Below are 23,315 nucleotides of genomic sequence, written 5' to 3' on the forward strand. Positions count from 1 at the left end.
TCCCTTTATTTTGCTTGTTTTAGTTTTTTCTCTTCACGTTTTAACTTGTTGTACTCATCTAGCGTGATGAAGCCACCGTATTTCTTCACATGTTTTAGCAAGATGAGTTGTAAATGTGGGTACTTGTATTCGAACATCTTCTTTTTCACCGCGAATGTTTCGGTAACCATACCCTTTATGTCTACGACTTCCACATCACCATTCGGCAAATAGACCATGAAGTCTGCACTATATGTAATTGCTTGATATTTTTTGCCGTTCTTTATAAATACTGGCTGCAAAGTGAATCTTGGCTGTAATTCAAAGCTGGTAATTTCACCTGCAGCTTGCCGTATTTTTAATCCGGAGTAATAATCGGCTTCAGCTTTACTATCAAATACATGACTGTCTAGTTTAACTTTTTTATTGTTATATTTACTCATAACTTTTCTCTTTCGCTTCACTAATTAACTGAGTGATTTTATATACAGTATTTTGTGCACATTCCATGTTTCTTCACCCCTTGAATATTTTTCAAAAATCAATACATACTATTTTCAAGCCGCTTACTCCACGGCTGGTACTTCCTTCTTTTACAGTAAGAGGCAGATTGGTTCATCACTTTTCTAATTCTTACTGTATGTTTTTAAAAATATCGAAAATAATACCAACAAGCTGTTTGAACTAGCAGCTTCACTCTTCTCGCAATGGGAATGCAATTTATCACAATTAGCTAACTCATTCGACTAACTGGCAGACAACCGAAAATGTTGTCTGCTTTTTGTATGGAATTTTTCATTTTACATATACTACTTTTGAGCCTGTTGCCAATGCAAGCCATTTGGTGTTTTGAATTCCGACTAAGCTTTTTGTTGCATAGATTATTACATCTTTGACAACACTGTTTTAAAGCGCGTTTTCTGGTTATTCGTAGTTCTAATCCAGAATAATTTTTCTCCTATAAAGGACGGCAGGTACGACTGCTCGTCCTTTTTTACTTATACCGCATACTCTCCTTTTTGGTAGTTTTGCACCACTTTCCCCTCATCATCGTAGTAAGCAATTTCCCAAAAAGGATGACAGTTGTGCTTCTCAATTTCTCCATCGAACAAAACGAACAAATGAGTTTTCCAGTTTCCGACGATCGTACCCCACATGCCAGCTATATTTACTCGCATACCCATGTAAGCGAAATGCAGGTTGCGATAATTCTGCATTTTCTTGAAAGCTTTCTCTGCGCTGTACATGCGCTTGATATCAAAAACGCCTTCATTCTCGCACTTTACAAACTTCATAAATTCAACCATTGGCATTGTTAGAAATCTTGTTCTGAACTTCTGCCAGTACAGGAATCTTGCTTTTCCTTCCGTTTCCGCTACTACAAATTCTTCATTTGGCCAATGTTCGAAAATAGTTGTGAGTTTGAATTTGTAAAGGATCACCATTCTTCCACCTCTCCCTTAATTCGCAATCAACTTACGGAACAATTCTTCGTTTCTTGTGTCTAGTGCATGATCGATAAGTTGTGCTTTGGCGAGTTTTTCTAAATCATTAACTACCTGTGCTAGTTCCAATCTTTCAGTAAAAGGTATATCTGTTTCATCAGATACTTCACCTTCTAATACCTCAATGAATAACGGATATCTGGATTTATCAGCGAAGTTTAATTCAATAAAAATTGTTTCTTTTTGATTAAAACGGATCTGATCAAAAGCTTTGTCTGGATCATCAGAAACTAAATTGTTTTTATAAAATTTAAATGGTACTGTTTTTGTGCATTGCGTAGACATAAACAATGAAATTGGTTTATCGAATTTAACTCGTTCTACAAAATGAACCCTTTTTAATGCCCCTTCATTTTTCAGTAAATATTCCAAAATCCAAAGGCACTCTCTCCATTTCATTTTGTAATGCTCTTTGAACCATTCAATAAACTCACGCTTTTTCTCAACCGACACGATGCTCATGCAGTAACCCCCTTTTCCATCCTTCAAATTTTTCTATCCAAGCATTCCAATTTTCTTTTTGCGTTGCTGCTTATTTGTCCCATTATTGATCCACTCCTTTTTTCTCCGTTTGTTTTTGTTTCCCATCTAAAATTTCAACCGTATTAGTTAAAGCTGATGGTAAAGGGATTCCGATACGACCTGCATTTTCTAAAAGTGAAAGTAATTCATTCCCAATGAAGAAGAAAATCGTCGCTTCACGAATTGCACTGTTTGTTCCCATAACTGCATCAGCTTGTGTGGCTGCTGCGACCAAAAGAAAAAGCACCACCTTTTTGGCGATGCCTTTAAAACCAACTTTACTTTTTAGCTCTCCATTAATTCCTGCTGCGAATACACCGGTAATATAGTCAATTGCTGCCATAATAACAAGAACTTTCAACGTTGTATCCCGTCCTCCCAAAAAGTATCCGCAGAAGCCACCGAATAAAACTATAAATGCTTTCAGTAATACATCCATACGATCCATCTTTTCACTCCTTATTTATAATAAAAAAAGAGAGACGCTTGTCCCTCTCTTAATAAGTACTTTTATTTTTATATTTTAAATCATCCCTTTTAATATTAAACCCAAAACTGACATAGTGATTGCGCTAATAATAATTCGCAAAATCCAAGTTGTATTCATGCTAATCTTTTCTAATTGCTTATTAATTGTTGCTATGTCTTTCTCATTAATTGTTGTGCGGGTTTCTAAATTACGAATATCTCGCATGATTTCTTTTTGTTCTGCTTTTAAACTATCAATTTTCACATAAACATCTTCCAATACGTTCACATCCTTTTATCATCTTAATAAAGCAATCTTTACATGATATGAGACAACCTTATTCATGGTGAATTTATCGCAGGAAATCCCATACAAAATCCGTATTTTGTGCAAAATAAAAACAGCTTACGGCTGCTCTGATTTCTCATTTATTAATTTTCGAACTAACTCTTCTAACGTTGCTATCTTGTTGTTTATTAATGTAATCTCTTATAAATAAATTATGAATCGCCTTTAAATAAGGCGATTTTTTATTTTTTAAAATCAATAACAATCACATAAAAACGTTACTATTAATCGGAAACAATAAATTTCTTAACTTGATGGTAATGGATCATTATGTTCCTTTGACGAATTACGCTTCTTTTTATGCCGTTTCTTCACTTACTCATATCTTCTATTTTATGTAACTAAGCCAAATACTTTATCACGGTCTGGACTACGCTGTCTCGCCATCTACATTTCACCTGTCACCTCACGTTCAAGTTTTTATATTTTCATGAGTTCACTACTTATGCTGATTGCTAAATAAATTTTATTTAAAAATATTTCTCGTTTATTTGTTACGAACTTCCTTTTGGTTTGTATATAGCAATGTAAGATAAAAAAGAGCTAAGGGAGTCGGGACATGAACCTTAAAATCAAAACACCAAACGGATTTAAATCAGATTTTTACATTTCACCAGAATTTATTAGCACTATCGGATTATCCATCTTATATCTCCACCTAGCAGGAATCATTTGATTCTTACTTTTCTTTTTCGTTCGTTTGTTTTGTTAAACGCTAAATCCAATTGAGACTGCGCCTTTCAAATTATTAAGTATTAAAAATCTTAATAAAAAAGAGTGCTATAAAGATATGCACTCTTTTAAAAGGCTTTACCAATCTCGACGATCATCACGATCACGGTCATGATTACGTCTGCGACGACACTCATCACAATCGCAGTCACGTCTACAATGACAGTCGTTAAAATCGTTTCTTCTGCGTCTACGACCGCATCCGCAAAATACTAAATCATCCCAAAATCTATTGCAATCTCGAGAATGTCCAAAATTATTGTTGCATCCCATAGATATGATTCCCTCCTCTAAAAATAGAATTCATCATATTCTATGAATAAAAGTTGAAAACAGCTTGTTTACTAGCCTATGTTTTTTGTTTTACACTAATAATATTCCAATTTGCAAGTCTGCCTCGCCCCTTATCTTTCCTTAACAACAAACAAGACACCAACCAGATCATGGCAGCGTCTACGATAATTGATATTGGTCTTATCATTCGGCATCATTCCTATTTCTTAAATAAAACAGAATCAACGATTGTTAAAACTACCCAAGCTATTCCGAGAAACACTGCAATTATTGGCGTCAACCAGAAGTAGTGATACCATTTTGTGTAACTACTCATCTTCCACCATTCATGGAGTGGATTAAGCCCTATCATTTATAACAACCCTCCCCCATTTTGTTCAATAAAAAGAGAGCACCTGCGCCAGTAGATGCTCTTAATGTGATAAAGAGTTTCTTATGAGTATTGAAATAAGGTAGATACAAGCGAGTGAGCCTGTCCTACACTCTTCAATATATGTAAAGGGGCAAACGAAAAAGAGCAATCCCCTATATATAATTAAAGCACCTGTATATCAAACGTTTATATCACCAATCAACCCAGCAAATATACCAGGCTCAATAAGAAACACAAAAGCCACGACACTCACACATCGTGGCTGACTATATAAATTCAATTGGTCTTTTCGTCCTTCTTGCGGATTCTTACCGCCCTTGCCCGTTCTCCGGTAACGTTTTGATAAAGGGGCTACGCTATCCCCACACTATTCTTCTTTCAAAGAACTGTATAGATATAGAGTAATATTGATTCTGTTTTGAGAAATCCCCGGAAACGTTCCCTTTTTATCGAAAAAAAGCCCTGCATTTATGCAGGTCAAATATAAATTAGTGACTTTACTTAGATAAGATTACTGATGGATTTCATATCACTTATTCTGTTGGAGACGGAAATCTTGCAGCTTCAAAATGCGTACTATTTTCTACAGTAGAGATAACTCCAGCTACGCTACTTTGTGCAAAAACCTCGACTACATCCCCAGCATTCAATTGAATTATTGATGAAACGGCAACAACATTAGCAAAGTTTATTGGACCAAAAAAATCATTATCTATTGCAATTGCTGGATTTCCATTAACTCGAATTTCTACCCGCGCTCTATAGTTTACGTTTAGATTATTGGGAATGAACGCAATTGTTCCAATAACAGAATAAACACCCCTTGTCTTTGGTATAAAAATGGATGTTGCAGGGTTATATTCATTTGCTAAATCAAATTGTTCATTTTGGAATAAGACTTTTACAAAAGTATTTGCTGGCACAATCTGATTAACTGTGCTCACAGCTCTAAAAGCAGACGCTCTTACAAGATTGTATTGGTTATCATCAGAACAACAATTCACTTTTACATTAACCCAAGGCTTTTCATCATGTTTTTTATCACATTTGTCATAACTCTTACTACTTTTATGACAATCATGATATTTCTTTTTGTTATCCTTACAATGATCATAGTAGGAATAAGACATACTAGTTTCCCCCTTTTAAATTTATTACTACATACTATGTAAGATAGATTTAAAAGGTTTGGACGAGCTATTATTATTTTTAATAGAATGAAAAAACCCTACCAATTGGCAGGGCAGGGAAATAATATAACATGTAAAGCAGAACAACCTCATCTTAACCAATCTATACAACATTACAAAATACTAGAATCCCATTTCCGATACCTCAAAACTAAGTTTATATAATCCCCACAGCTGTAGCTATCAACTGAATATCACTTTTTTCTTTATGATAAAACGGATCACGCTTTATCATAAATTCGTTGTACACAAACGAATCTTTAACCTTTCGATTCCCTAAGTCCTTCATTTCAATTATCCTACGTTCCTCTTCATCAAGAGATGTTACAACGTCCGTTCAATTTGTTTAACACGTATCTCATGATTCTTTTCGTCACCTTTCATTTTAGGAAAAAGAACGATGCCCCCCGCTCGAGCCTGTTCTTCTTGATTTTTCATCCGGACGCACAATGCTTTGTAGTTTTTCAGCTCCTTCACCACAAGTCTATGCATCTCCTTTTCATCGATGTCTTTAAAAAATGACAATTGATTCATACGATACGGTTCCCCTCCGTTCGATCTACTCACTTATAAACGAATTATTTTGTTTAAATTTATACAGCATCTATTAAACACATAATAATTATAATTTTTTACTAGTATACAAGCCGTATCTTTTAAAAGAAGCACAACATAGAATAAAATACAGGACAAGACTTTCAAAAAACTTGTCTGAGTTTATTCTCAAAAAAGAGGTGAACATAAATGCCTATCGTTAAGCCCTTTATAGCTGGAAGACGATTTGTAAGTACAGCAGCAACAGGGACTGTCGCTGGAGCAGATTTAACTTTTGCTAACACAGACTTCACTGATGACACTGGTGCTGTAACAACATTCCCTGCTTCTTATGCTTTTTTAACACTTTATATTAATGGCGTTATTCAAACAGGGGATACTATTACTGGTGTGACTACTACAGCTGCTACTATTGTAGGAGGAGCTGTCCTAGATGGAGGAACTCCTATCGCAATCGAATTTACAATAACGTAAATTTAGTTATCTTTTTAGAGGTTTCATTAAAAGAAACCTCTAATTTTAAAAAATGAAGTTAATTTTAGTAGCAACTACATAATGCGGTGCATATACTATTATAGGATGATTGGTATTTATACTCACTCTTGAAAAGAGCACTTATATGGTGCTCTTTTTTAGTTTTAAACTAATACAAAATGAAATTTTTACCACATAGCTAATTGTTAAATATTTTACGCTTATACATTATAATGGAATAGTTATTGTATATTGGCATTAAGAGAAGCGTCTTGATTAAGCGCTTCTCTTTTTTATAAAATAGCGTTTTTGTTCAAAATGATGACCTTATCTATTCGGACACATTTACAAAAAAACTCATGATATGGTTAATTAGTCGATTACCTCATTACTTGACGATTACCCTTAGAAACCCCGCAAACAATCGGGGTTTCTTTTATTAAAATAACTATTTTGTTGCATTTCCCAAGGGTTGAATTCCGAATCCTCTTTCTTTATTAAACTCCTTCATCTTTATAAAATTCTTGTAAACTCCCATATGAGATTATAGTCATTTTCTCCCTCGCCATTGGTAAAGCTGCACTAACGCTAATAGAAATACTTATAGGTAATGCAATTTGCATTTGTTTCACCTTTTGGCTACATTTCACACAGAACTTGTCATTTGTTCCATCTTCCATGTCAATCCACTTATGTTTGCATTTCATTCTGTCCCTCTCGCCTTTAGATAATTTTCTGCGAATCGTAATTTCTGACCAATATACGAATCATTTTCTTCTCCACCACTTGCCAACCAATCTCTTACATGATTATGAATATCTTGAAGAACTACTAAAGGTAATTGTGAAGAAAGCTTATTTATTTGCTCTAAATATGTCATTTCTTTCTCTCTCCTGAATAAAACTCAAAATTCCGTCAATACTTTAGACACATGGTTATCTTTCTCCGATTTTCTTATAAAAGCAGTTAGCTTTTGCTAGCTGCTCTTTTATTTGTGACCAAGTGAAATCTTTACTAAAAATAATGAACTTTCAAAGCTACTGAATTGTAAATATAAATACACTACTATATATCTATAAAGGGGCGTTTTTATATAAATCCATATCAAAGAATATCTTTTATAATGATTATTTTAGTACCACTCCTTTTCTTAACTGTCACCCTAGTAACTGGTCGATAGGGGTTCTTCTTTTGGAGCCCACTGCCTAGTTTTATAAGTGGGATAATAGCTTTCAACTCTATAAAAAAACACGACAGTAGAAAAAAACTTTACAAAGTGTGCCTTTACAAGGCGCTCTTTTTTACATGTACTTACCAAATAGTATTTTTATTGAATTTTCATTGACTTTACGTTGACCTTTTGTTGACTTTTTCTTCACATTTAAAAGAAACGAACATACGATATTGTATGTAGTCTCTCCGCTCATAGGGATCTACCTTTCTTATCGAAGAGCATGCTTATATGTGTGCTCTTTTTACTTACAATGAAATAACAATTTTATTTAATATCCATTTCCTCTTGCATAAGAACTACAGTTTTAAACATTACTTGCTCAAAATCTTTTTCATCCATGTATGGCTTTACAATCTCTAGAATCGCAATAACCCATTCAAATTTGTTCACATTCTCACTTATATAACTACATATAAATATTAAGTTTCTCATTTAATTAACCTAGTGTTATAATGCAAGAGATTGATAATCATATTTATCTATTAAAGAAGGGTTCTCAAATTTCAGCACCTTGACGCATACCGTTAGGGGCTGAACTACTTTGTTGCGATAAGAATGATGTAATATTTATCATTTACAATAAAACTAAAAAAGAACACCTTAAGTCGGTGCCCTTCTTGCAAATATCAACCTTTATGTAATTGAACATACAGATAAAACTAATCCCCCAAATGTAATTGCACCTAGTAATCCTAATACAAATCCAGTTATGCAAATACAATCAGCAAGACAAATGGAAGACTGCGATAATGGAACAAATGACCTACTTGTACTCGATCCATATTGTTTTATTTTCTCATAATTCATATCTAACATTAATTGTAGACATGCTATACCTTCCTCAATAGAATGAAGAGATTCTTTTTCTAATCGATCCAATAATTTACTATTAAAAGTAATTGGAAGAGGATACCGTTTATCTAATTTCATATGTTGATAAATTAATTGTAAACGAGATAATATATTATTTTTCTTTTTTTCACATGTTACTGTGTGTTTCATTTTATTAAATTCATTTAATAACAGTGTCAATTCATCTCTGTTTCCGTATAAATCCCTTGCTATTTTTCTCTTTAGTTTGTACGAATGGATAATAGATTTAAGTTCAATCATTTTAATACACTTCCTAATAGATTTTTACTTACCTCAATATTTTAAAAATAAACAGTACTTTTAAATCTTATTTAAAATACACTCAAGTATCTTCATTTACTATCGATTAACATTACATTAATCTTACATAGTTGTAATAATTGCTTTCGCTACCCACTAACTAGAAGCAACAGATTCCTTATTTGATGGTAAAAATATAAAAAAGCAATGATTAGGTTTTAAGTCTAGTCATTGCTTTATATATCTTATCTTGATTTACAACTAAAAATCTAAATATCATTCTTTCACTTGAATGCTACATGTGTTTTTATTAAATTCTTTAATAAAAATTATATAATACTTCACTATTGGATTCCTTTTTTCTCTTATCAATATTCATATGTTACAATAGTACCAGTTGTATCAGTAGTACCATTAAAACCACTAAAACAATTAGAACAACTACCACAGCCGCCACAGCCGCCACAACCTCCACAACCTCCACAACCAAAACAACCGAAGCAACCAATACAACGAAATCCACCACAACGAAATCCACCACAGCGACCTGCACAACCTCCACAACGACCACAACCGCCACAGCGACGAGCAGCATCTTCAATATAGTAATATGGATATTGGTTTTGTTGGTCCCAATACACAATATTTCCAGATTGGTAATCATTAAGGCTTAACGCTTGTAGTTCTTGTTGAAACTTATTCATTTTCATTACCTCCGTTTATAAACTTCAACTTTTCCAATGCTTTCTTATATTTCTGTTCGTTAAATCTAAGTAGAAATAGCGCTATAAACTAAGTTCAATACGTACCCCTACAAAATATGACCTATCACTAGATAATGCACCTTGTTCATATACCTATTTTTAGGTTATTTTTTCCATAGGCTCATTTTTATAAATTGAAAAAAGACGCACTTAGATTGATGCGTCTTTTTGCGATACTTCTTTTGTGAAATCATATACATAAGTATTATCCATACCTATGTATAGCAATACCCCTACTCATTATCCAATGACATCTTCTACTTCTGTATTCACTGGCCACTTTTCTAAAGTATAAGCCATTTCCCAAAACGAATATTCATATTGACTACTAATAATAAAATGCTGTTTCATTCGCTTCCGGTCAGACTTTGTCACTTTTTCAGCGATAGTATCTAACCGTGTAATTTGCTCTTCAACTAATGTACGGAACCAATCAGATCCATAAGCAGAAATCCATTCGTTATAAATTGGCTCTTCTGGCTGACATTCTTTTAAACGCTCCCCAATTTCATAATACAACCAATAGCAAGGTAAAATTGCTGCAATGATATCGCCTAAATGTCCTTCATACGCAGCACGATACATATGTGAAGTATAAGCGTATGCAGTTGGAGCAGGGATAAAATTATCTTTCTCTTCTTGTGTTATCCCTAGTTTCTTCGCAAAGTTCTCATGTAAAGATAATTCCGCCTCGTATGTATTTTGAGCATGGTGTGCCATACGAGCTGTCGTTTCTAATTCCAGTGCTTTTGCAGCTCCTAAAGTTTGTACTCTAGCGAAGTGACTCAAATAATATGAATCTTGAAGTACGTAATAGCGAAAACTAGCTAAATCTAACGTTCCTTCACCAAGTTGTTTTACAAAAGGGTGATGAAAACTAGCTTCCCAAATTGAATCTACTTCTTGACGTAATGATTGTGAAAATGTCATTTAAATCCCTCCAATAAAGTATAAAATTTAAGTATTTACCCACAGTTATTAAATCTGTAAAATAAAAAAACTTTCTTTACAAACGTAAAGAAAGTGAAATTGACAGTATTTATTCATAAAATAGTAATGTCTTCCCACTTCCCTACGCTAGTATTAACCAGATCAGGTACTAAGAGTCTCAAATTCTCATTTGATCTCAGCCTATAATAGGCCCCCCTAGTGGATAAATATTTAATTTTCGTATTGTATTCATCATAACATACTTCATGTTACTGTCAAAAGTATTCATGATAGCGCTTCTTAAAATCCTTCTTCTTTTCTTGCTTTTAATGAAGTTTCAATAATCATATCTAATAGTTTACTATAATGAATACCAGCTGCATCTGCACTTTTCGGTAGTAAACTTGCTTGTGTCATCCCTGGTAATGTATTAACCTCCATTACATATGGAATTCCGTCCTTTACCATCATATCCACCCTTGCATAAACGCTGCATTTCAATGCTTTATAACAAGCCAGTGACGCTTTGTTTACACGTTCCTTCAATTCTCCTGGAAGTTCGATAACTTCTTCAATTGTACTAACATCATCATATTTTGCATTGTAATCAAAGAACTCAGCTGCATGTCGGATTGAAATAATAGGTAACTGTTTTCCATCAAAAATTGAACATGTAATCTCATCACCTTTTATATACTTCTCTATTACTACTTCAGAATCCCATTCAAACACAGTTTCCAGCATTGAAATTAATTCATCTTTATCATATACAATCTTTACCCCAACACTTGATCCACCAGAGTTTGGTTTTACCACTAACGGAAATCCTAACTTCTCTAATTCATCAAGATTTAGATCCGCCATTTTTGTAAGTTCAATCCAATCGGGTGTTTCTATACCTTCATAGCGTAAAATCTTTTTCGAAATATTTTTGTCCATACATATACCGCTAGATAACATATTGCTCCCGCTATATGGAATACCTAAACTTTCAAGCGTGCCTTGAACCGTCCCATCTTCTCCATATTTTCCGTGTAATGCAAGCAGCGCAAAATCAATGTCTTTCGCTTTTTCGATTAAATCCATTTTTTCATTTAACGTAATTGGTACGATTTCATATTTATTTTTATCTAAATTTGCAATCATTTCATTTCCAGTCATAATTGATACTTGTTTTTCAGAGGATACTCCCCCCATAATAACGCCAATTCTCATTTCCTCAACTCCAAATTTCAGTTTTTATTGTATCACCGATTATTTTGATTCCACGAACTATTTCTTCTTCTTTCAGACGTGAAAATCCTAATCGAAAAGTAGTCGCTCCTCCTCCATCAGAATAAAAAACATCTCCTGGAGAAAATGTAACCCCTTGCTCATAACACTTTTGTAAAAGTGTGCGGGCATGAATTTTTTCTTCTAACTCTATAAATAAATGAAGTCCACCATCACCGGTCATTCTTTGAAACGGAATGTACTCGTTACACGCCCCAACAGCTAATTCATATTTCTTCTTATAAACTGATCTTGCCTTTTTTAAATATTTTTCAAAATATCCTTCATGTAAATATTGAAATAGAACAGCTTGATCTAACGTAGATGTGTGAATCGTTCTTGCTCTTTTTACACTTTCTAAATGATGAATCAGTTCTTTATCGGCGATGATCCAGCCTACACGTAAACCAGGGAAAAGTACCTTTGAAAAGCTACTAATATAAATTACATTATTACCAGCGCCAGCAAAAGTTAATAATGGTGCTAAGTGTGAACCTGAATAACGTAGCTCTTCATTAAATCCATCTTCTATAATAGGAACCTTATATTTGGAGAATAATCTCATCAGTTCCGTTCTTTTCTCCGAACTCGTAACAATACCGGTTGGATTATGATAGGAAGGAATTAAATATGCGAAATCAAACTCTTTTTCACGCAAACTTTTTTCTACTTCGTTCGTATCGATGCCATCTTCATTCATATTAATTCCGTGAACTTCAAGTCCATGTAAACGGAAAAGCTTCAATGCAGCATGGTGAGTTGGATTCTCACAAATAACCCGCCCTGATTTCTTCGATAACGAGGATAGCACGATGTCTAATCCTTCTGTAAATCCATTTGTAATTAAAATATCTTTGTTCGAAATATCTACACCTTTCATTTCCATATAATGAAGTAGATAATTCATTAAAGGTCTATAACCTTTTGCGTATCCGTAGTTTAATACGACATCCCCTTCAATGGACATACGAGTAAGAAAAGCTCTTTTGAAATTTTCCACATCAAATAGCTTTTCGTCCGGAGCAATGCTATTAAAAACAATCATTCCTTTTTCCCAGCGAACACCATGTTTCATTAAATCTAATTCATCCGCTAATAAGGTAACTGTATTAAGTTTATGTTTCCAATCTATTTCAACAGACGAAGTGTTCGATATATCAACCTTCGCTACAAAATTCCCTTTCCCTTTAACTGCATAAATGAGTCCTTCTTGCTCTAAATCCGCATAAGCAGCGAGTACAGTATTTCTGCTCACACTTAGTAATTCACTTAGTTCCCTAGTTGAAGGGATTTTTTGATCCCCGAGCAAATGACCTTTCATAATCATCTTTTTCAAATAATCTTTCAATTGAATATAAACGGGACGATCTTTCACAACTTTAAAATCTTTAAACAATTCCTTACCCCCTGCAATCATTTTTGCATATTTATTTCATTCTCAAAAGGTCCACTACATATGTATTTTTTATAAAGGGCGGTACGGTCTTATAAAGTGGAACTTTAATCAATGGGGCTGATTATCACCCACTGATTATTATCCCTTAGTAACAGGCATTTTACTGCCTATTACTAAGGGATAAATCTTTGCGGTATAAGTTAATTACATCTTTTAAAGCTGCTGCTGCGGCTCCACGTGGATTGGAAGCACCACCAATTGTAGTAACTTGCCCCATCGTATCTGTAAAGAACGTAATTCCTTTTTCTGTTCCATTTACTTTTGCTAGTGGATGATCTTTATCTATTTCGTACGGTTCCACATGAAGAGCCACTTTACCATCCTTATCCTTATATGCTGAAGCTATTAATTTAATATATTTATTTTGTTCTTTAGCATTTCGAATTTGTTGTTTTGTAACATGTTCAATACCCTTTATATGTATATCAGTAAGCGTATTTTCTGTTCCCATTAAACTGTTTGTCAAAAGTAACAATTTACACGCACTATCAGAACCACTTACATCTAATATTGGGTTCGTTTCAGCAATTCCTTTACTTTGCGCTTCTTTCAGTGCTTCTTCAAACGTAATATCTTCCTCATTCATTTTCGAAAGGATATAATTTGTAGTCCCGTTTAATATTCCTTCTATTTTTTCAATATGGCAACCAGCTAAACTAAATTGACCAATATCAAGTGTCGGTAATGCCGCCGCAGTTGCACCACTATATCGAATTCGTACATTTGCGATTTTTGCTGCTTCATTTATTTCTCTCCAGTTTGTAACGAGTGCGCCTTTTGAAATTGCTACAATATCCATATGGTTCTCAATCGCTTGTTTTATATATTGTTTTCCTGGATTTCCATCTTTAAGGTTTGTAACTGTTGATTCTACTAATACAGTTCCACTTATGCTAGTTGTTGCTCGTTCCTCTGGATGATGTTCAATGTATTCTTCAATTGCAGCGCTACCGCCACCATACATTAATAAGTGATGAATAGATAATCCATCCTCATTATGTATTGCAACATTTCTACCTAATACAGCGCTTACCACTAAATCTATTCCATATGATTCATTTATATATAAATATTTTTCATTTAATAATTTTATAAACTCTCTTCCTACTGTCCCATATCCAGATAATACAACTTGAACTTTCATAATATCCCCCCATATTTTTCTACCATATCCCTCTTTCAATATAATATAAAGCGCCCTCGAATTCCATCGAGAGCGCTTTATTATTACCTATTTCGGTAATCTTGATAATTTTTCTGCAATTGTTCTATAAAACTCTTGAATGCTAGAAAAACCTAACGTATCTGAAACACTAAGTCCTACCATATCGAGATGGTCCCAATTTGCTTTTGTTTCAATATGATTCCATTTCCCAATCTGTAAATGCTCATTACTATTTACAATAGCATTAGATGAGGGCGCGACCATAGAATTTGTATTTACTACACCGTCATTTTGCCACCAAGAAGTATCAATTAATGGTCGATTTTCTTCATATCTTGCATAGGAACCTAAGAAAAACGCATTACCCATTAACACCTTATTCATCGTTATATGAGGTAGATGTAAACCTGTTATAGGTGCCGCTTGTGATGCATGACCACTATATGATAAGTAATACACATCTGATTGCGTTTTTACCCAATTATTAAGCTCCTTTGCACCATCTGTACTTAAATCCCATTGACTTATATCTTTTGTATCTTCCCAAAGTGAACTATTTACAATACGATCAGTATATTGGAAAAAAGACTCTCCAGTATTCTTTTTTATACCCCATTGATCCAATTTAAAATCATATAACGATAAATTATTATTCCCTCCAAAACTTGCAGCTGTAATGAGTAAATCTTTAACGAACGGTAGTAGAAGACTACCATCCGCAAGTGTCGTGCCATTGTGAGGAGTTGCTAATGTTGTCACACTATGAACATATGATTTCTTGCCCTCAAATAGTGGTGATATATTCGTGTTCGGATGATTTTTCACATGATTTTTTTCTTCAAAACTACCTTCTTTTAATAGCTGTACTAATGTTCTAATTGTTTGTCCGCCCATGCTATGCCCAACTAAATGAACTTTATTTGTTTCACTCCAATTCGGTGCAAAACCACTATAAGTTCTACCAAAACGATTATGTCCATGTTTCTCAGCATGTGCGGCACCGTAGTCTACTGTACCTCCATTAATTTGCGCATATAATTCACATGCACGATCCCAGTTACTAGAAACTGGTCCAACAGCAGCAGTATGTACTGTATAGCCACTTCTTTTTAAATCTTCTTGTATATCATGAACACCACCCCAATATTTAACCCCTAACATTTCCTCTCTACCCCACCCAGCAAATCCATTCACTAATATGATAGGATAATCATTTTGTTGTTTCTCTTCAGCGTAAGTTATTTTTGCTGCGAATAAAAACACAGTCCCTATTGCGAATAAACATATTTTTAAAAATAATTTCCCCATGCTTCCTCCCCCTAATAAAACGTTTACATTTCCCTATTAAAAATGAGTTCTTAACTTAAACATAATGTAAAGTATTTTATATACATTGTATATAGAGAAAACATACACAAATGTTGATAAATATTAATTCAAGTGAGGAATTACTTTTTACAATATAACTTGTAAATCTAATTATTTAAATTTATAATTAAATATAGGTTCCTTATATTAAATAGCTTTAATAATTATAAGAAAACTAATTTTATTACTTAAGGAGGAGGAAAAGGCATGCAAATCGGATTAAATATTCATACGTTATCTCAACCTACTAAAATAACTCCATCTAATCTTGAGCATAATACTATCTCTTCTACTAAACTTGAAGATAAAAAATCAAATGATCCCATCAAATTTGATATTCGTTCATCTGAAAAAGAAATGAAACAACCTGAGCATAAATTTAACGAATTAGATTTATGGAAGATGTTAAAAGATAAAGGTGTTCCTTTATGGATCATACTTGAAATGCTACAAAGGTCTCGTAAGGAAAAAGAATCTCAAAATAATTCAGTTCAAAATTCAAATGCGATTGAAGAACCGAGCGAGACGCGATTAAATGAAGTAATGTAAACTATGTTATCTAAATGGTCTAAAATTAAAAAGAGTTCAGGGCTGATAAAATTCCTATCAACCTTGAACTCTTTTTTATGATTTTTCTCCAATCGTGACAAATTGAACTGATACTTCTTCCTCAAAATCTTTAATTAACTTTCTTACTTTTACATATTCATTAGTCAATGTATTATCTGTCGACATTTTAGGTTTTTCGTCACCTAAAGATTCTTTCAGATGAAGAAGTTGCATTTTTGTTTCATTTGCCTGTATTTCTTTATATACACTATTGCTCGCCACAATTACATACCATAGTGTTCCATAATTTCGATTATTACCAAGCCAAGCATCACTATCATATGTAACTGGTATCACTTTTCCTTCTATTTCAATACTTTTTATATTCTTTTCTTCTTCATTTATAAATAATAGTGAACTTTCTTTTGGAAAACTCGGTAACGTATCTAAAGGTTTAGAATGAGATGAATGATCTCTTTTACGAAAAATTTTTGCTTTAATCATCGCTTTTGCAGTAGATTCATTTAATATCAAAACCCTTTTTTGGTCAAATCTACCTGTTTTCACCGAAAAAACTTCATGTTCTTTCGTATTTTCCTTATAACGATTCATAATTGTTGAAGTATGATTCTCATCTCCAATGATTAATACGCCGTTAGCTGGAAATCTGTTTTCATTTTTAGAGCATGCACTTAAACTTATTAAAATTAATATACTTAATATGAAAATAGAGAGTGGTTTTTTCATCACAGTTCCTTTCATAACTCAAATTGTTTTTTTACATGCTTTTCTACAATCTTACTTGCTGATATTCTCTACTGTTCCATAGTTTTATAAAGCTTTTGTAAGTAACGCCAACGAGTTATAAAGAAATATAAAACTTGTATACATATAAATGAAATTAAAATTATGATAGAGCTATTCATAATAGAAAAATCGACTAATTGTTGTAATGCCATATAAGCGACCACAGTATGAATCACTGCAACTATAATCGGTAAGAAGAACATTAATACTAATTGTCTTGTTACAACTTTTTTCAACTCTCGTTTACTTAATCCCATTTTCGAAATCATCTTATATTGCTGCTGATCGCGGTCCAAATCAGTATATAACCGGAAATAAATAAAACTAGCAGCGAAAGTAAAGAAGACGATTCCAACTAAAACACTTGCCATAAGTAATAACCCATTCGTTTGTTTTGCACTTAACAACTCTATAGTTAGTGCTCTAAATTCAAAATGTATGTCTCTAGGATCTTGATCGAATATGTCACTTAATTGGTTTGAAATCTCTTTCGTTTTTATCCAATCATCTACAACAAATCCATAAGTTCGATATTGAATAATATTTTCAAAATCTAGATTACTATTAAGCGGAATTTCATCATACACATGATCTTGAATCGCAATATTAATCCCTTCCGTATCGTGTGGCAAAACTAAATTATCTACAGTTTTTTTCACATGAAATGTCTTTGTCCAATCGCCTTGAATGACTTCAATATTCTTTTTATAATCACCATTTTTAAACTCTTGTTTTTGTGATACGACTCCAGGGATTAATAACATTTCATCTTCTTTTTCAATCGTTTCTTGTTGGTACCCGAGTGCTCTCGCAAGTTCGTTATATTCACTTAACTTCATTACATTTACATTACTTTCTGTATAAATATCTGAAGTGGAAGCCATTCGATATGGAATATTAGAATCAGCAAGATGTTTTTTTATAATCGAGAGATGTTTATCCGTTATTTTATTTTTATCAGGAGCTGTATACAGAAATGTATACGGGTTTGTCATCCTTACCAAATCTTTGTTTCCAAGAGCTGCTGTCGTGCCAATTGCTGTAAAAGCAACTGCTGAAATAATAGATACTATAAAAAACATTGTTGCATTATCTTTCATACGGTATATTAATTCTGAAAATGTTAATATATTGGTTCTCTTTAAAAAGAAAGATTCACTCCTTTTCACAAGATGCAATATATAAACGCTACACTGTGTATATAAAAAGTACGTTCCTATAATTACTAGGAGAACACCCATTCCGAGCGTAATAAAACTATAACTTGGGATAAAGCGAAATACTAAAATATAGCCATATCCTATACTAAATAAAGAAAAAATTGATAATAAAATTGACGATTTCGGTTCAGGCTTTGGCTTTTCCCCTGCTTGAATAAGTTCCACAAGTTCTGTTACTTTTATCATTTTAAAAGTAACTAGCGAAACAATTAAAAATAAGAATAGAAACGTGATGCCAGTTAATAATACCGCCTTTACTGGTATATAAAAAGGTAAGCCGTTACTAATCATTAATACACTGGCACTTATTAATAAAACTAGTTTAGAAAATATAAGTCCAATAAGAACCCCTATACAAATTGAACCAAGTCCAATTAACATATTTTCAATTAACAATAACTTCTTAAGCTGTCTCATTGACATACCTTGCATCATTAAAATGCCAAATTCTTTCTTACGCGTTTTTAAAAACGAACTCACTGAATATAGAATGAAGAAGAATGAAAAGACAAAAATCAAACCTTGAGAAACTTCAAATCCTAATGTACCAAATGTACTTATTGTTTTACTTGTCGATTTCAACTCCCCCTGTAAATCAGGATGGAATAATAAAAGAGCATACGTAAAGAAAATCATTATAGAAAATGCACTACTTAAAAAATGGGCAGCATATGTACGCTTATTACGAAAAATATTATTAAATGCGAATTGACGAAAAGTCATGCCTTTTCCCTCCTAACAAAGAAAGGACATCCATAATCTTTTGATAAAATGCTTGCCTGCTTTCACCACGATAAATTTCGTTATATAGTTGACCATCTTTAATAAAAATTACTCGGCTGCAAAAACTCGCTGCATACGGATCATGAGTCACTAACATCATCGTAGCTTTTTCTTCCTTATTTAGAGTATCTAACATCTCCATTACATCATTTGAAGATTTAGAATCTAAATTCCCTGTTGGTTCATCTGCGAGTAATAATTGCGGCTTATGAACAATTGCACGAGCAATTGCTGTTCTTTGAGCTTGGCCTCCTGATATTTCAAACGTTCTTTTATTCAATATATCTGTAATATTTAATTTCTCTGCGATTTCTTGTACGCATTTGTTCATTTCTTGCACAGAAACGCCATCTAATGTCATCGGCAATACGATATTTTCCTTCACTGTAAGCGTGCTAAGTAAATTAAATGATTGGAAAACAAATCCTAATTGTTTCCTACGGAATAAAGCTAAATCTTCTGATGATAACTGGAAAGGATTTGTACCGTTTATTACTATTTCTCCTGAGGACGGAGAATCGATAGTAGATACCATATTTAATAATGTAGTTTTCCCGCTACCAGATGGACCCATAATCCCTACAAATTCGCCTTCTTGAATCGATAAATCAATATCTACTAATGCTTTAAAAGGTATTTTCCCTTTATATACTTTACTAATATTTTTCGCATGTAAAATTTCCATTTCTATTCTCCCTTCATTTGCACTTCTCACAATAGAGTGTAAATGAATTCTCTTATAGCTCATATTGATTCATCTTTCATTTATCTTACACGCTTGTAAGATTTCTAAAAAAACTGATAATAATACTATATACAAATTAAAATTAACGCATAACTATCTTATAATAATTGTATAGTGATAGGAAATACAATTGTATATCAAACCTTTATTATAAAAATGAGAAAAGACCGATTGCTTTATCGGTCTTTTCCTTCCCAAAATTATATTTTTAACTAACGCTTTTAATTGAAATGTTTTTGCGTCACCATTTTAATTCTTTTTCACTTTATAATACCCTCTACAAAAAATTGATTGCTTCGGTTTGATCGCAATTAACAAAGAATTGTATATGTCTGAAGCAGAAATTATTGCGTTTATCCAACATACAAATAATAAGATTGACTTAAAATTGCCTGATACAAAAGATGATATAATGCCAGGAATGACCGATAGTACAATAATAGGTAAACTCATAAAGATCCAAAAACGCGTTTTGGATAGAATTGCATTTGTATTTAGCCAAAAAAATATTCCGCTGCAAGTTAAGCTAATATCCCCCATTTTATTTATAACAATAACGTGTAGATATTCATGAATGATGAAGACTAAAATACCTAAAATGATAAGATAAAATATATTAATATGAGTGAAACTTGCTCCAAAATAATACGGTATTAGAAAAATAATGATTTGAAGTACATATACAAACTTCATATAATATTTTCGGTGCCAATCATTTTGTATAAAAGGAGTCCATTCTGACAAATCCATACTTATTTGTGGTAAGTAACGAAACCAAAGTATAATAAGCTTTCTCCTCCCTTGTTTAAACTATTTCATACTTTTAAAAAATGTAATCCACTAACACTTAACCGTTAATTTTAGATACAAACTCCTTTATGCTTTTATTAAAGCTTAAGGTAATTCATTTACAGAATTATTAGAGTGAAAATTTAGTGTTTTCACAAATAAACACTTTCGACAAAATATTCCAAATCCCTTTTCAAATATGTTGTTTATAAAATGGTTCTTGCATGTACAACTTAATACATCTGTTTTCGGTGAAAAGCACACAATGCAAAAAAGCTTAGAACTTTAGCTCTAAGCTTTTTAATGATTTCATTACATTTTCGCTCCTTTTAAAGAGCGCTATTTTTTATCCATTCGGATTTACTCAATACATAATGATTATAAATTTGATTTTCTATCATCTGTTGACCCAAATAAGTAAATCTACATTTTTCAATGACCTTATTTGATGGTGCGTTGTTTATTAATGCAATTGCGTTAAGGACATCCACATTTGTATTTTTAAACAAATAGTCAATCAGTCCTTTAGTTGCTTTCGTTGCATATCCATTATTATGATATTCACTTGAAACAGCATACATAATTTCTCTATTCGGTGCAGGAAGCTCATCTTTCATACTTGTGCAGCACCATCCAACAAATTCATTTGTCGTTTTCTTAAATATTCCTAGTCTTAATATGTGATCATCTATGTTAGTCGTAGTTCTCACTGCATTAAGAAATGCTTTATTTTCTGGTATTTCATAATTTGTAACCCAATTAACTCGTTGTTCTTTCGTTGATTTCCAGTCCGGTAAAAACTTTTCTATGTCCGGTTGATTTGCTATTTTATAAATACTTTCTGCATCTTTGACCGTAAACTCTTGTAGGTATATATCACCACAATCTATTTTAAATAGCTTAGTCAAACCCTCTTCTCCCATGTCTAATCCCCCTTACTTACGTTAAAGCGCCTTAATCTGCTTCGTAAGTTCCATAAACCGTTCATCTAGTTCTTTATATTCTTTGTCTTTAGGAGTTAAAAAGCTTAATTTCCCTAATACTTCTTGTCTTTCTGTTTCTAACGTTAAACGTAGCTCTTCAATTTCATCTCTTGTTTTCGTAGGTTCTTCGAGCTGCTTTTGTATCGTATTGTTTACAAACACAAGTTTTGCCGTAGTTGTTTTCTCCAAAAAATATCGATCGTGAGAAACGATAACAAGTGTTCCATTATACTCAGCTAATGTGTTTTCAAGCTGTTCACGTGATGGCAGATCAAGGTGATTCGTCGGTTCATCTAAAATAAGTACATCTTTTTCATCTAAAATATAAGCCATAAGCTTACATTTTACTCGTTCCCCCATACTCATATACTCAATCGGCTCTTTCCATTGAGAAGCTTGAAAACCTAAATGTTTCATTAAATTTTGAACTTTCCCTCTTTCTTCAAATGACTCTTTATAAAATAAATCTTCTGGTGTTTTATCAAGTGGTAAATCAAATACTTCTTGCGTTAAATAACCAATGTTTGCTGATGGTGAAATCCATACTTCTCCTTCAGCAGTTTCTGTTCCCATAATCATCTTTAGTAACGTTGTTTTCCCACTACCATTCGGTCCAATAATCGCAACCTTCTCACCGTGCTGAATTGTAAAATTAACGTTTTCAAATAATGTTCGTTTATTAAATTCTTTCCGCAATTGTTTTACTTCTAAGAAACGTTTTCCTACTTTTTTACTCGCTTGAATAGAAAATTCAACTGAATAATCTTCTTTCACACGTTCTACTTTCGTTTTCTCTAGCTCTTTTTCAAGACGTTTTCGTTTCGATTTAACTTGCGCGTCCATTCGCTTCGCCTTTACACGATAAAATTCTTTAACACCTTCTTGTTTTGTAGACTGCGCATGTGCCTTTTGTGACCATGAACTTAATTCTTTTATATGTGTTTCTACTTGTTCTATTTTCTTTTGTTGTTTTTCATATTCACGCTGTTGCGTCATTCTTTTATGTTCACGTGCTTTCATATAACTCGTATAATTCCCGCTATGATCAATTAATTTCTTATCCTCAATTGACCATATTCTAGTCGCAACAACATCTAAAAAATATCGATCATGTGATACGACGATAACTGTACCTTTCATATTTTTTATTTGTTTAATAAGAAATTCCGTACTCATCTCATCTAGATGATTTGTCGGTTCGTCTAATATTAAGACATTAGGATTTTGGGCAAACCCTTTTGCTAATCGAACTTTTAGCTTTTCACCACCACTTAAAGTAAGGAAATCATTCGTTGGCACGCCCCATTTCGCAAGTAGTTCTGCTTCTTTTGCAATCATATCCTTGCTAACGAAAGATTCTTTTTCTTGTTCAACATATGCAGTTGTCATATTCATTTGAAGCCATTCAACTGTACCTTTTGACGGTTCAATCTTCCCATTTATTAATTGAAGTAATGTTGATTTACCAGCCCCGTTTTTACCAATTAATCCGATAACATCCCCTTGTTTTACTGTCACATTCATTTTCTCTAACAAAGTATTTTCCTTTATTTCAACATAAACATCATTTAATTTTAATAGTTCTTTCATAATACCGATCCCTTTCATTAAGGGAGAATAAAAAAATCCTCCCAAATAAATTTGGCAGGATTAGTCGTTAAAATATTTATACCCAAATAAGCTATTACACAACATA

Annotated in this window: 27 protein-coding genes and 1 riboswitch; of the genes, 2 read left to right on the forward strand and 25 right to left on the reverse strand. The window is 32.9% G+C overall.

The window, feature by feature from the left end; translation table 11 throughout:
• Nucleotides 1-5: 5 nt before the first annotated feature.
• The 9 genes from AC1DMU_RS06805 to AC1DMU_RS06845 all read right to left on the reverse strand — a co-directional run bounded on the left by AC1DMU_RS06805 (nucleotide 6) and on the right by AC1DMU_RS06845 (nucleotide 5,946).
• Nucleotides 6-422: a DUF1064 domain-containing protein gene (locus AC1DMU_RS06805; RefSeq protein ID WP_088063571.1), complete on the reverse strand. Its 417-nt coding sequence runs from the start codon at nucleotides 420-422 to the stop codon at nucleotides 6-8.
• A gap of 555 nt (nucleotides 423-977) precedes the next feature.
• Nucleotides 978-1,424 carry an MFS transporter gene (locus tag AC1DMU_RS06810; RefSeq protein WP_252196032.1) on the reverse strand — a complete coding sequence of 149 codons (447 nt, stop codon included), beginning with the start codon at nucleotides 1,422-1,424 and terminating at the stop codon, nucleotides 978-980.
• A 15-nt stretch (nucleotides 1,425-1,439) separates the two neighbouring features.
• Nucleotides 1,440-1,946 carry a YpiB family protein gene (locus AC1DMU_RS06815; RefSeq protein WP_088063570.1) on the reverse strand — a complete coding sequence of 169 codons (507 nt, stop codon included), beginning with the start codon at nucleotides 1,944-1,946 and terminating at the stop codon, nucleotides 1,440-1,442.
• A gap of 82 nt (nucleotides 1,947-2,028) precedes the next feature.
• Complete coding sequence (locus AC1DMU_RS06820) at nucleotides 2,029-2,454, reverse strand: phage holin family protein (protein WP_088063569.1); 426 nt, start codon at nucleotides 2,452-2,454, stop codon at nucleotides 2,029-2,031.
• A gap of 75 nt (nucleotides 2,455-2,529) precedes the next feature.
• Nucleotides 2,530-2,754: a hypothetical protein gene (locus tag AC1DMU_RS06825; RefSeq protein ID WP_000390479.1), complete on the reverse strand. Its 225-nt coding sequence runs from the start codon at nucleotides 2,752-2,754 to the stop codon at nucleotides 2,530-2,532.
• An 879-nt stretch (nucleotides 2,755-3,633) separates the two neighbouring features.
• The gene (locus AC1DMU_RS06830; RefSeq protein WP_080000129.1) at nucleotides 3,634-3,828 is read right to left on the reverse strand and encodes a hypothetical protein; all 195 of its coding nucleotides are present in this window, start codon (nucleotides 3,826-3,828) and stop codon (nucleotides 3,634-3,636) included.
• Between the two features lie 220 nt (nucleotides 3,829-4,048).
• Nucleotides 4,049-4,201 (reverse strand): hypothetical protein, encoded by a 153-nt coding sequence (locus tag AC1DMU_RS06835; protein WP_157639288.1) that lies wholly within the window; start codon nucleotides 4,199-4,201, stop codon nucleotides 4,049-4,051.
• Between the two features lie 554 nt (nucleotides 4,202-4,755).
• Nucleotides 4,756-5,352 (reverse strand): hypothetical protein, encoded by a 597-nt coding sequence (locus AC1DMU_RS06840; protein ID WP_000122592.1) that lies wholly within the window; start codon nucleotides 5,350-5,352, stop codon nucleotides 4,756-4,758.
• 384 nt (nucleotides 5,353-5,736) lie between these two features.
• Complete coding sequence (locus tag AC1DMU_RS06845) at nucleotides 5,737-5,946, reverse strand: hypothetical protein (protein WP_142291749.1); 210 nt, start codon at nucleotides 5,944-5,946, stop codon at nucleotides 5,737-5,739.
• A 210-nt stretch (nucleotides 5,947-6,156) separates the two neighbouring features.
• On the opposite strand from AC1DMU_RS06845, the gene AC1DMU_RS06850 reads away from it, so the two are divergent.
• Nucleotides 6,157-6,441, forward strand: a complete 285-nt coding sequence (locus tag AC1DMU_RS06850) for a DUF4183 domain-containing protein (protein WP_001123250.1) — start codon at nucleotides 6,157-6,159, stop codon at nucleotides 6,439-6,441.
• Nucleotides 6,442-6,938: 497 nt separating this feature from the next.
• Here the strand turns inward: AC1DMU_RS06850 and AC1DMU_RS06855 are convergent, their stop codons facing one another.
• From AC1DMU_RS06855 to AC1DMU_RS06900, 10 genes are all read right to left on the reverse strand, one after another.
• Nucleotides 6,939-7,148 carry a hypothetical protein gene (locus tag AC1DMU_RS06855; protein WP_252196031.1) on the reverse strand — a complete coding sequence of 70 codons (210 nt, stop codon included), beginning with the start codon at nucleotides 7,146-7,148 and terminating at the stop codon, nucleotides 6,939-6,941.
• Nucleotides 7,145-7,321, reverse strand: coding sequence for a DUF6877 family protein (locus AC1DMU_RS06860; RefSeq protein ID WP_170958655.1), 177 nt, complete (start codon nucleotides 7,319-7,321; stop codon nucleotides 7,145-7,147). The genes AC1DMU_RS06855 and AC1DMU_RS06860 overlap by 4 nt, the downstream gene beginning before the upstream one ends.
• 618 nt (nucleotides 7,322-7,939) lie before the next feature.
• Nucleotides 7,940-8,065 carry a hypothetical protein gene (locus tag AC1DMU_RS06865; RefSeq protein ID WP_255258668.1) on the reverse strand — a complete coding sequence of 42 codons (126 nt, stop codon included), beginning with the start codon at nucleotides 8,063-8,065 and terminating at the stop codon, nucleotides 7,940-7,942.
• A gap of 243 nt (nucleotides 8,066-8,308) precedes the next feature.
• Nucleotides 8,309-8,788 carry a homoserine dehydrogenase gene (locus AC1DMU_RS06870; RefSeq protein ID WP_176549881.1) on the reverse strand — a complete coding sequence of 160 codons (480 nt, stop codon included), beginning with the start codon at nucleotides 8,786-8,788 and terminating at the stop codon, nucleotides 8,309-8,311.
• A gap of 368 nt (nucleotides 8,789-9,156) precedes the next feature.
• Nucleotides 9,157-9,498, reverse strand: coding sequence for a heterocycloanthracin/sonorensin family bacteriocin (locus tag AC1DMU_RS06875; RefSeq protein ID WP_098133536.1), 342 nt, complete (start codon nucleotides 9,496-9,498; stop codon nucleotides 9,157-9,159).
• 294 nt (nucleotides 9,499-9,792) lie between these two features.
• The gene (gene tenA / locus AC1DMU_RS06880; RefSeq protein WP_088063567.1) at nucleotides 9,793-10,482 is read right to left on the reverse strand and encodes a thiaminase II; all 690 of its coding nucleotides are present in this window, start codon (nucleotides 10,480-10,482) and stop codon (nucleotides 9,793-9,795) included.
• Between the two features lie 122 nt (nucleotides 10,483-10,604).
• Nucleotides 10,605-10,710, reverse strand: a riboswitch (TPP riboswitch).
• A gap of 72 nt (nucleotides 10,711-10,782) precedes the next feature.
• Nucleotides 10,783-11,697, reverse strand: a complete 915-nt coding sequence (gene ddlB, locus AC1DMU_RS06885) for a D-alanine--D-alanine ligase (protein WP_088063566.1) — start codon at nucleotides 11,695-11,697, stop codon at nucleotides 10,783-10,785.
• Nucleotides 11,698-11,701: 4 nt separating this feature from the next.
• Complete coding sequence (gene pdxR, locus AC1DMU_RS06890) at nucleotides 11,702-13,150, reverse strand: MocR-like pyridoxine biosynthesis transcription factor PdxR (protein ID WP_046959518.1); 1,449 nt, start codon at nucleotides 13,148-13,150, stop codon at nucleotides 11,702-11,704.
• Nucleotides 13,151-13,310: 160 nt separating this feature from the next.
• The gene (locus AC1DMU_RS06895; RefSeq protein WP_088063565.1) at nucleotides 13,311-14,354 is read right to left on the reverse strand and encodes a homoserine dehydrogenase; all 1,044 of its coding nucleotides are present in this window, start codon (nucleotides 14,352-14,354) and stop codon (nucleotides 13,311-13,313) included.
• 87 nt (nucleotides 14,355-14,441) lie between these two features.
• Complete coding sequence (locus tag AC1DMU_RS06900; protein ID WP_088063564.1) at nucleotides 14,442-15,683, reverse strand: esterase/lipase family protein; 1,242 nt, start codon at nucleotides 15,681-15,683, stop codon at nucleotides 14,442-14,444.
• 267 nt (nucleotides 15,684-15,950) lie between these two features.
• Between AC1DMU_RS06900 and AC1DMU_RS06905 the strand changes: the two genes are divergently transcribed.
• Complete coding sequence (locus AC1DMU_RS06905) at nucleotides 15,951-16,292, forward strand: DUF3914 domain-containing protein (protein WP_048560973.1); 342 nt, start codon at nucleotides 15,951-15,953, stop codon at nucleotides 16,290-16,292.
• Between the two features lie 75 nt (nucleotides 16,293-16,367).
• On the opposite strand, the gene AC1DMU_RS06910 is transcribed toward AC1DMU_RS06905, so the two are convergent.
• From AC1DMU_RS06910 to abc-f, 6 genes are all read right to left on the reverse strand, one after another.
• The gene (locus AC1DMU_RS06910) at nucleotides 16,368-17,039 is read right to left on the reverse strand and encodes a lipoprotein BA_5634 family protein (protein WP_142291748.1); all 672 of its coding nucleotides are present in this window, start codon (nucleotides 17,037-17,039) and stop codon (nucleotides 16,368-16,370) included.
• Between the two features lie 68 nt (nucleotides 17,040-17,107).
• Entirely contained in the window at nucleotides 17,108-19,042 is a 1,935-nt protein-coding gene (locus tag AC1DMU_RS06915; protein WP_088063562.1) for an ABC transporter permease, read from the reverse strand.
• Nucleotides 19,017-19,787 (reverse strand): ABC transporter ATP-binding protein, encoded by a 771-nt coding sequence (locus tag AC1DMU_RS06920; protein WP_088063561.1) that lies wholly within the window; start codon nucleotides 19,785-19,787, stop codon nucleotides 19,017-19,019. Before AC1DMU_RS06920 ends, AC1DMU_RS06915 begins: the two co-directional genes overlap by 26 nt.
• Before the next feature lie 309 nt (nucleotides 19,788-20,096).
• The gene (locus tag AC1DMU_RS06925) at nucleotides 20,097-20,597 is read right to left on the reverse strand and encodes a DUF3267 domain-containing protein (protein ID WP_088063560.1); all 501 of its coding nucleotides are present in this window, start codon (nucleotides 20,595-20,597) and stop codon (nucleotides 20,097-20,099) included.
• Nucleotides 20,598-20,965: 368 nt separating this feature from the next.
• Nucleotides 20,966-21,559 carry a GNAT family N-acetyltransferase gene (locus tag AC1DMU_RS06930; protein ID WP_088063559.1) on the reverse strand — a complete coding sequence of 198 codons (594 nt, stop codon included), beginning with the start codon at nucleotides 21,557-21,559 and terminating at the stop codon, nucleotides 20,966-20,968.
• Nucleotides 21,560-21,580: 21 nt separating this feature from the next.
• Nucleotides 21,581-23,209 (reverse strand): ribosomal protection-like ABC-F family protein, encoded by a 1,629-nt coding sequence (gene abc-f / locus AC1DMU_RS06935; RefSeq protein ID WP_088063924.1) that lies wholly within the window; start codon nucleotides 23,207-23,209, stop codon nucleotides 21,581-21,583.
• Between the last annotated feature and the right edge of the window lie 106 nt (nucleotides 23,210-23,315).

This window comes from Bacillus sp. 01N45 (genome assembly GCF_056399205.1).

What these genes read in the sequence shown, in the direction of transcription:
- AC1DMU_RS06925 (WP_088063560.1), bottom strand. Translation starts at nt 20,597, where the DNA reads ATGGATTTGTCAGAATGGACTCCTTTTATACAAAATGATTGGCACCGA.
- AC1DMU_RS06835 (WP_157639288.1), bottom strand. Translation starts at nt 4,201, where the DNA reads ATGATAGGGCTTAATCCACTCCATGAATGGTGGAAGATGAGTAGTTAC.
- AC1DMU_RS06845 (WP_142291749.1), bottom strand. Translation starts at nt 5,946, where the DNA reads ATGAATCAATTGTCATTTTTTAAAGACATCGATGAAAAGGAGATGCAT.
- AC1DMU_RS06915 (WP_088063562.1), bottom strand. Translation starts at nt 19,042, where the DNA reads ATGACTTTTCGTCAATTCGCATTTAATAATATTTTTCGTAATAAGCGT.
- AC1DMU_RS06870 (WP_176549881.1), bottom strand. Translation starts at nt 8,788, where the DNA reads ATGATTGAACTTAAATCTATTATCCATTCGTACAAACTAAAGAGAAAA.
- AC1DMU_RS06910 (WP_142291748.1), bottom strand. Translation starts at nt 17,039, where the DNA reads ATGAAAAAACCACTCTCTATTTTCATATTAAGTATATTAATTTTAATA.
- AC1DMU_RS06840 (WP_000122592.1), bottom strand. Translation starts at nt 5,352, where the DNA reads ATGTCTTATTCCTACTATGATCATTGTAAGGATAACAAAAAGAAATAT.
- AC1DMU_RS06830 (WP_080000129.1), bottom strand. Translation starts at nt 3,828, where the DNA reads ATGGGATGCAACAATAATTTTGGACATTCTCGAGATTGCAATAGATTT.
- abc-f (WP_088063924.1), bottom strand. Translation starts at nt 23,209, where the DNA reads ATGAAAGAACTATTAAAATTAAATGATGTTTATGTTGAAATAAAGGAA.
- tenA (WP_088063567.1), bottom strand. Translation starts at nt 10,482, where the DNA reads ATGACATTTTCACAATCATTACGTCAAGAAGTAGATTCAATTTGGGAA.
- AC1DMU_RS06860 (WP_170958655.1), bottom strand. Translation starts at nt 7,321, where the DNA reads ATGACATATTTAGAGCAAATAAATAAGCTTTCTTCACAATTACCTTTA.
- AC1DMU_RS06875 (WP_098133536.1), bottom strand. Translation starts at nt 9,498, where the DNA reads ATGAAAATGAATAAGTTTCAACAAGAACTACAAGCGTTAAGCCTTAAT.
- AC1DMU_RS06805 (WP_088063571.1), bottom strand. Translation starts at nt 422, where the DNA reads ATGAGTAAATATAACAATAAAAAAGTTAAACTAGACAGTCATGTATTT.
- AC1DMU_RS06855 (WP_252196031.1), bottom strand. Translation starts at nt 7,148, where the DNA reads ATGAAATGCAAACATAAGTGGATTGACATGGAAGATGGAACAAATGAC.
- AC1DMU_RS06895 (WP_088063565.1), bottom strand. Translation starts at nt 14,354, where the DNA reads ATGAAAGTTCAAGTTGTATTATCTGGATATGGGACAGTAGGAAGAGAG.
- ddlB (WP_088063566.1), bottom strand. Translation starts at nt 11,697, where the DNA reads ATGAGAATTGGCGTTATTATGGGGGGAGTATCCTCTGAAAAACAAGTA.
- AC1DMU_RS06810 (WP_252196032.1), bottom strand. Translation starts at nt 1,424, where the DNA reads ATGGTGATCCTTTACAAATTCAAACTCACAACTATTTTCGAACATTGG.
- AC1DMU_RS06930 (WP_088063559.1), bottom strand. Translation starts at nt 21,559, where the DNA reads ATGGGAGAAGAGGGTTTGACTAAGCTATTTAAAATAGATTGTGGTGAT.
- AC1DMU_RS06920 (WP_088063561.1), bottom strand. Translation starts at nt 19,787, where the DNA reads ATGGAAATTTTACATGCGAAAAATATTAGTAAAGTATATAAAGGGAAA.
- AC1DMU_RS06905 (WP_048560973.1), top strand. Translation starts at nt 15,951, where the DNA reads ATGCAAATCGGATTAAATATTCATACGTTATCTCAACCTACTAAAATA.
- AC1DMU_RS06900 (WP_088063564.1), bottom strand. Translation starts at nt 15,683, where the DNA reads ATGGGGAAATTATTTTTAAAAATATGTTTATTCGCAATAGGGACTGTG.
- AC1DMU_RS06820 (WP_088063569.1), bottom strand. Translation starts at nt 2,454, where the DNA reads ATGGATCGTATGGATGTATTACTGAAAGCATTTATAGTTTTATTCGGT.
- AC1DMU_RS06815 (WP_088063570.1), bottom strand. Translation starts at nt 1,946, where the DNA reads ATGAGCATCGTGTCGGTTGAGAAAAAGCGTGAGTTTATTGAATGGTTC.
- AC1DMU_RS06850 (WP_001123250.1), top strand. Translation starts at nt 6,157, where the DNA reads ATGCCTATCGTTAAGCCCTTTATAGCTGGAAGACGATTTGTAAGTACA.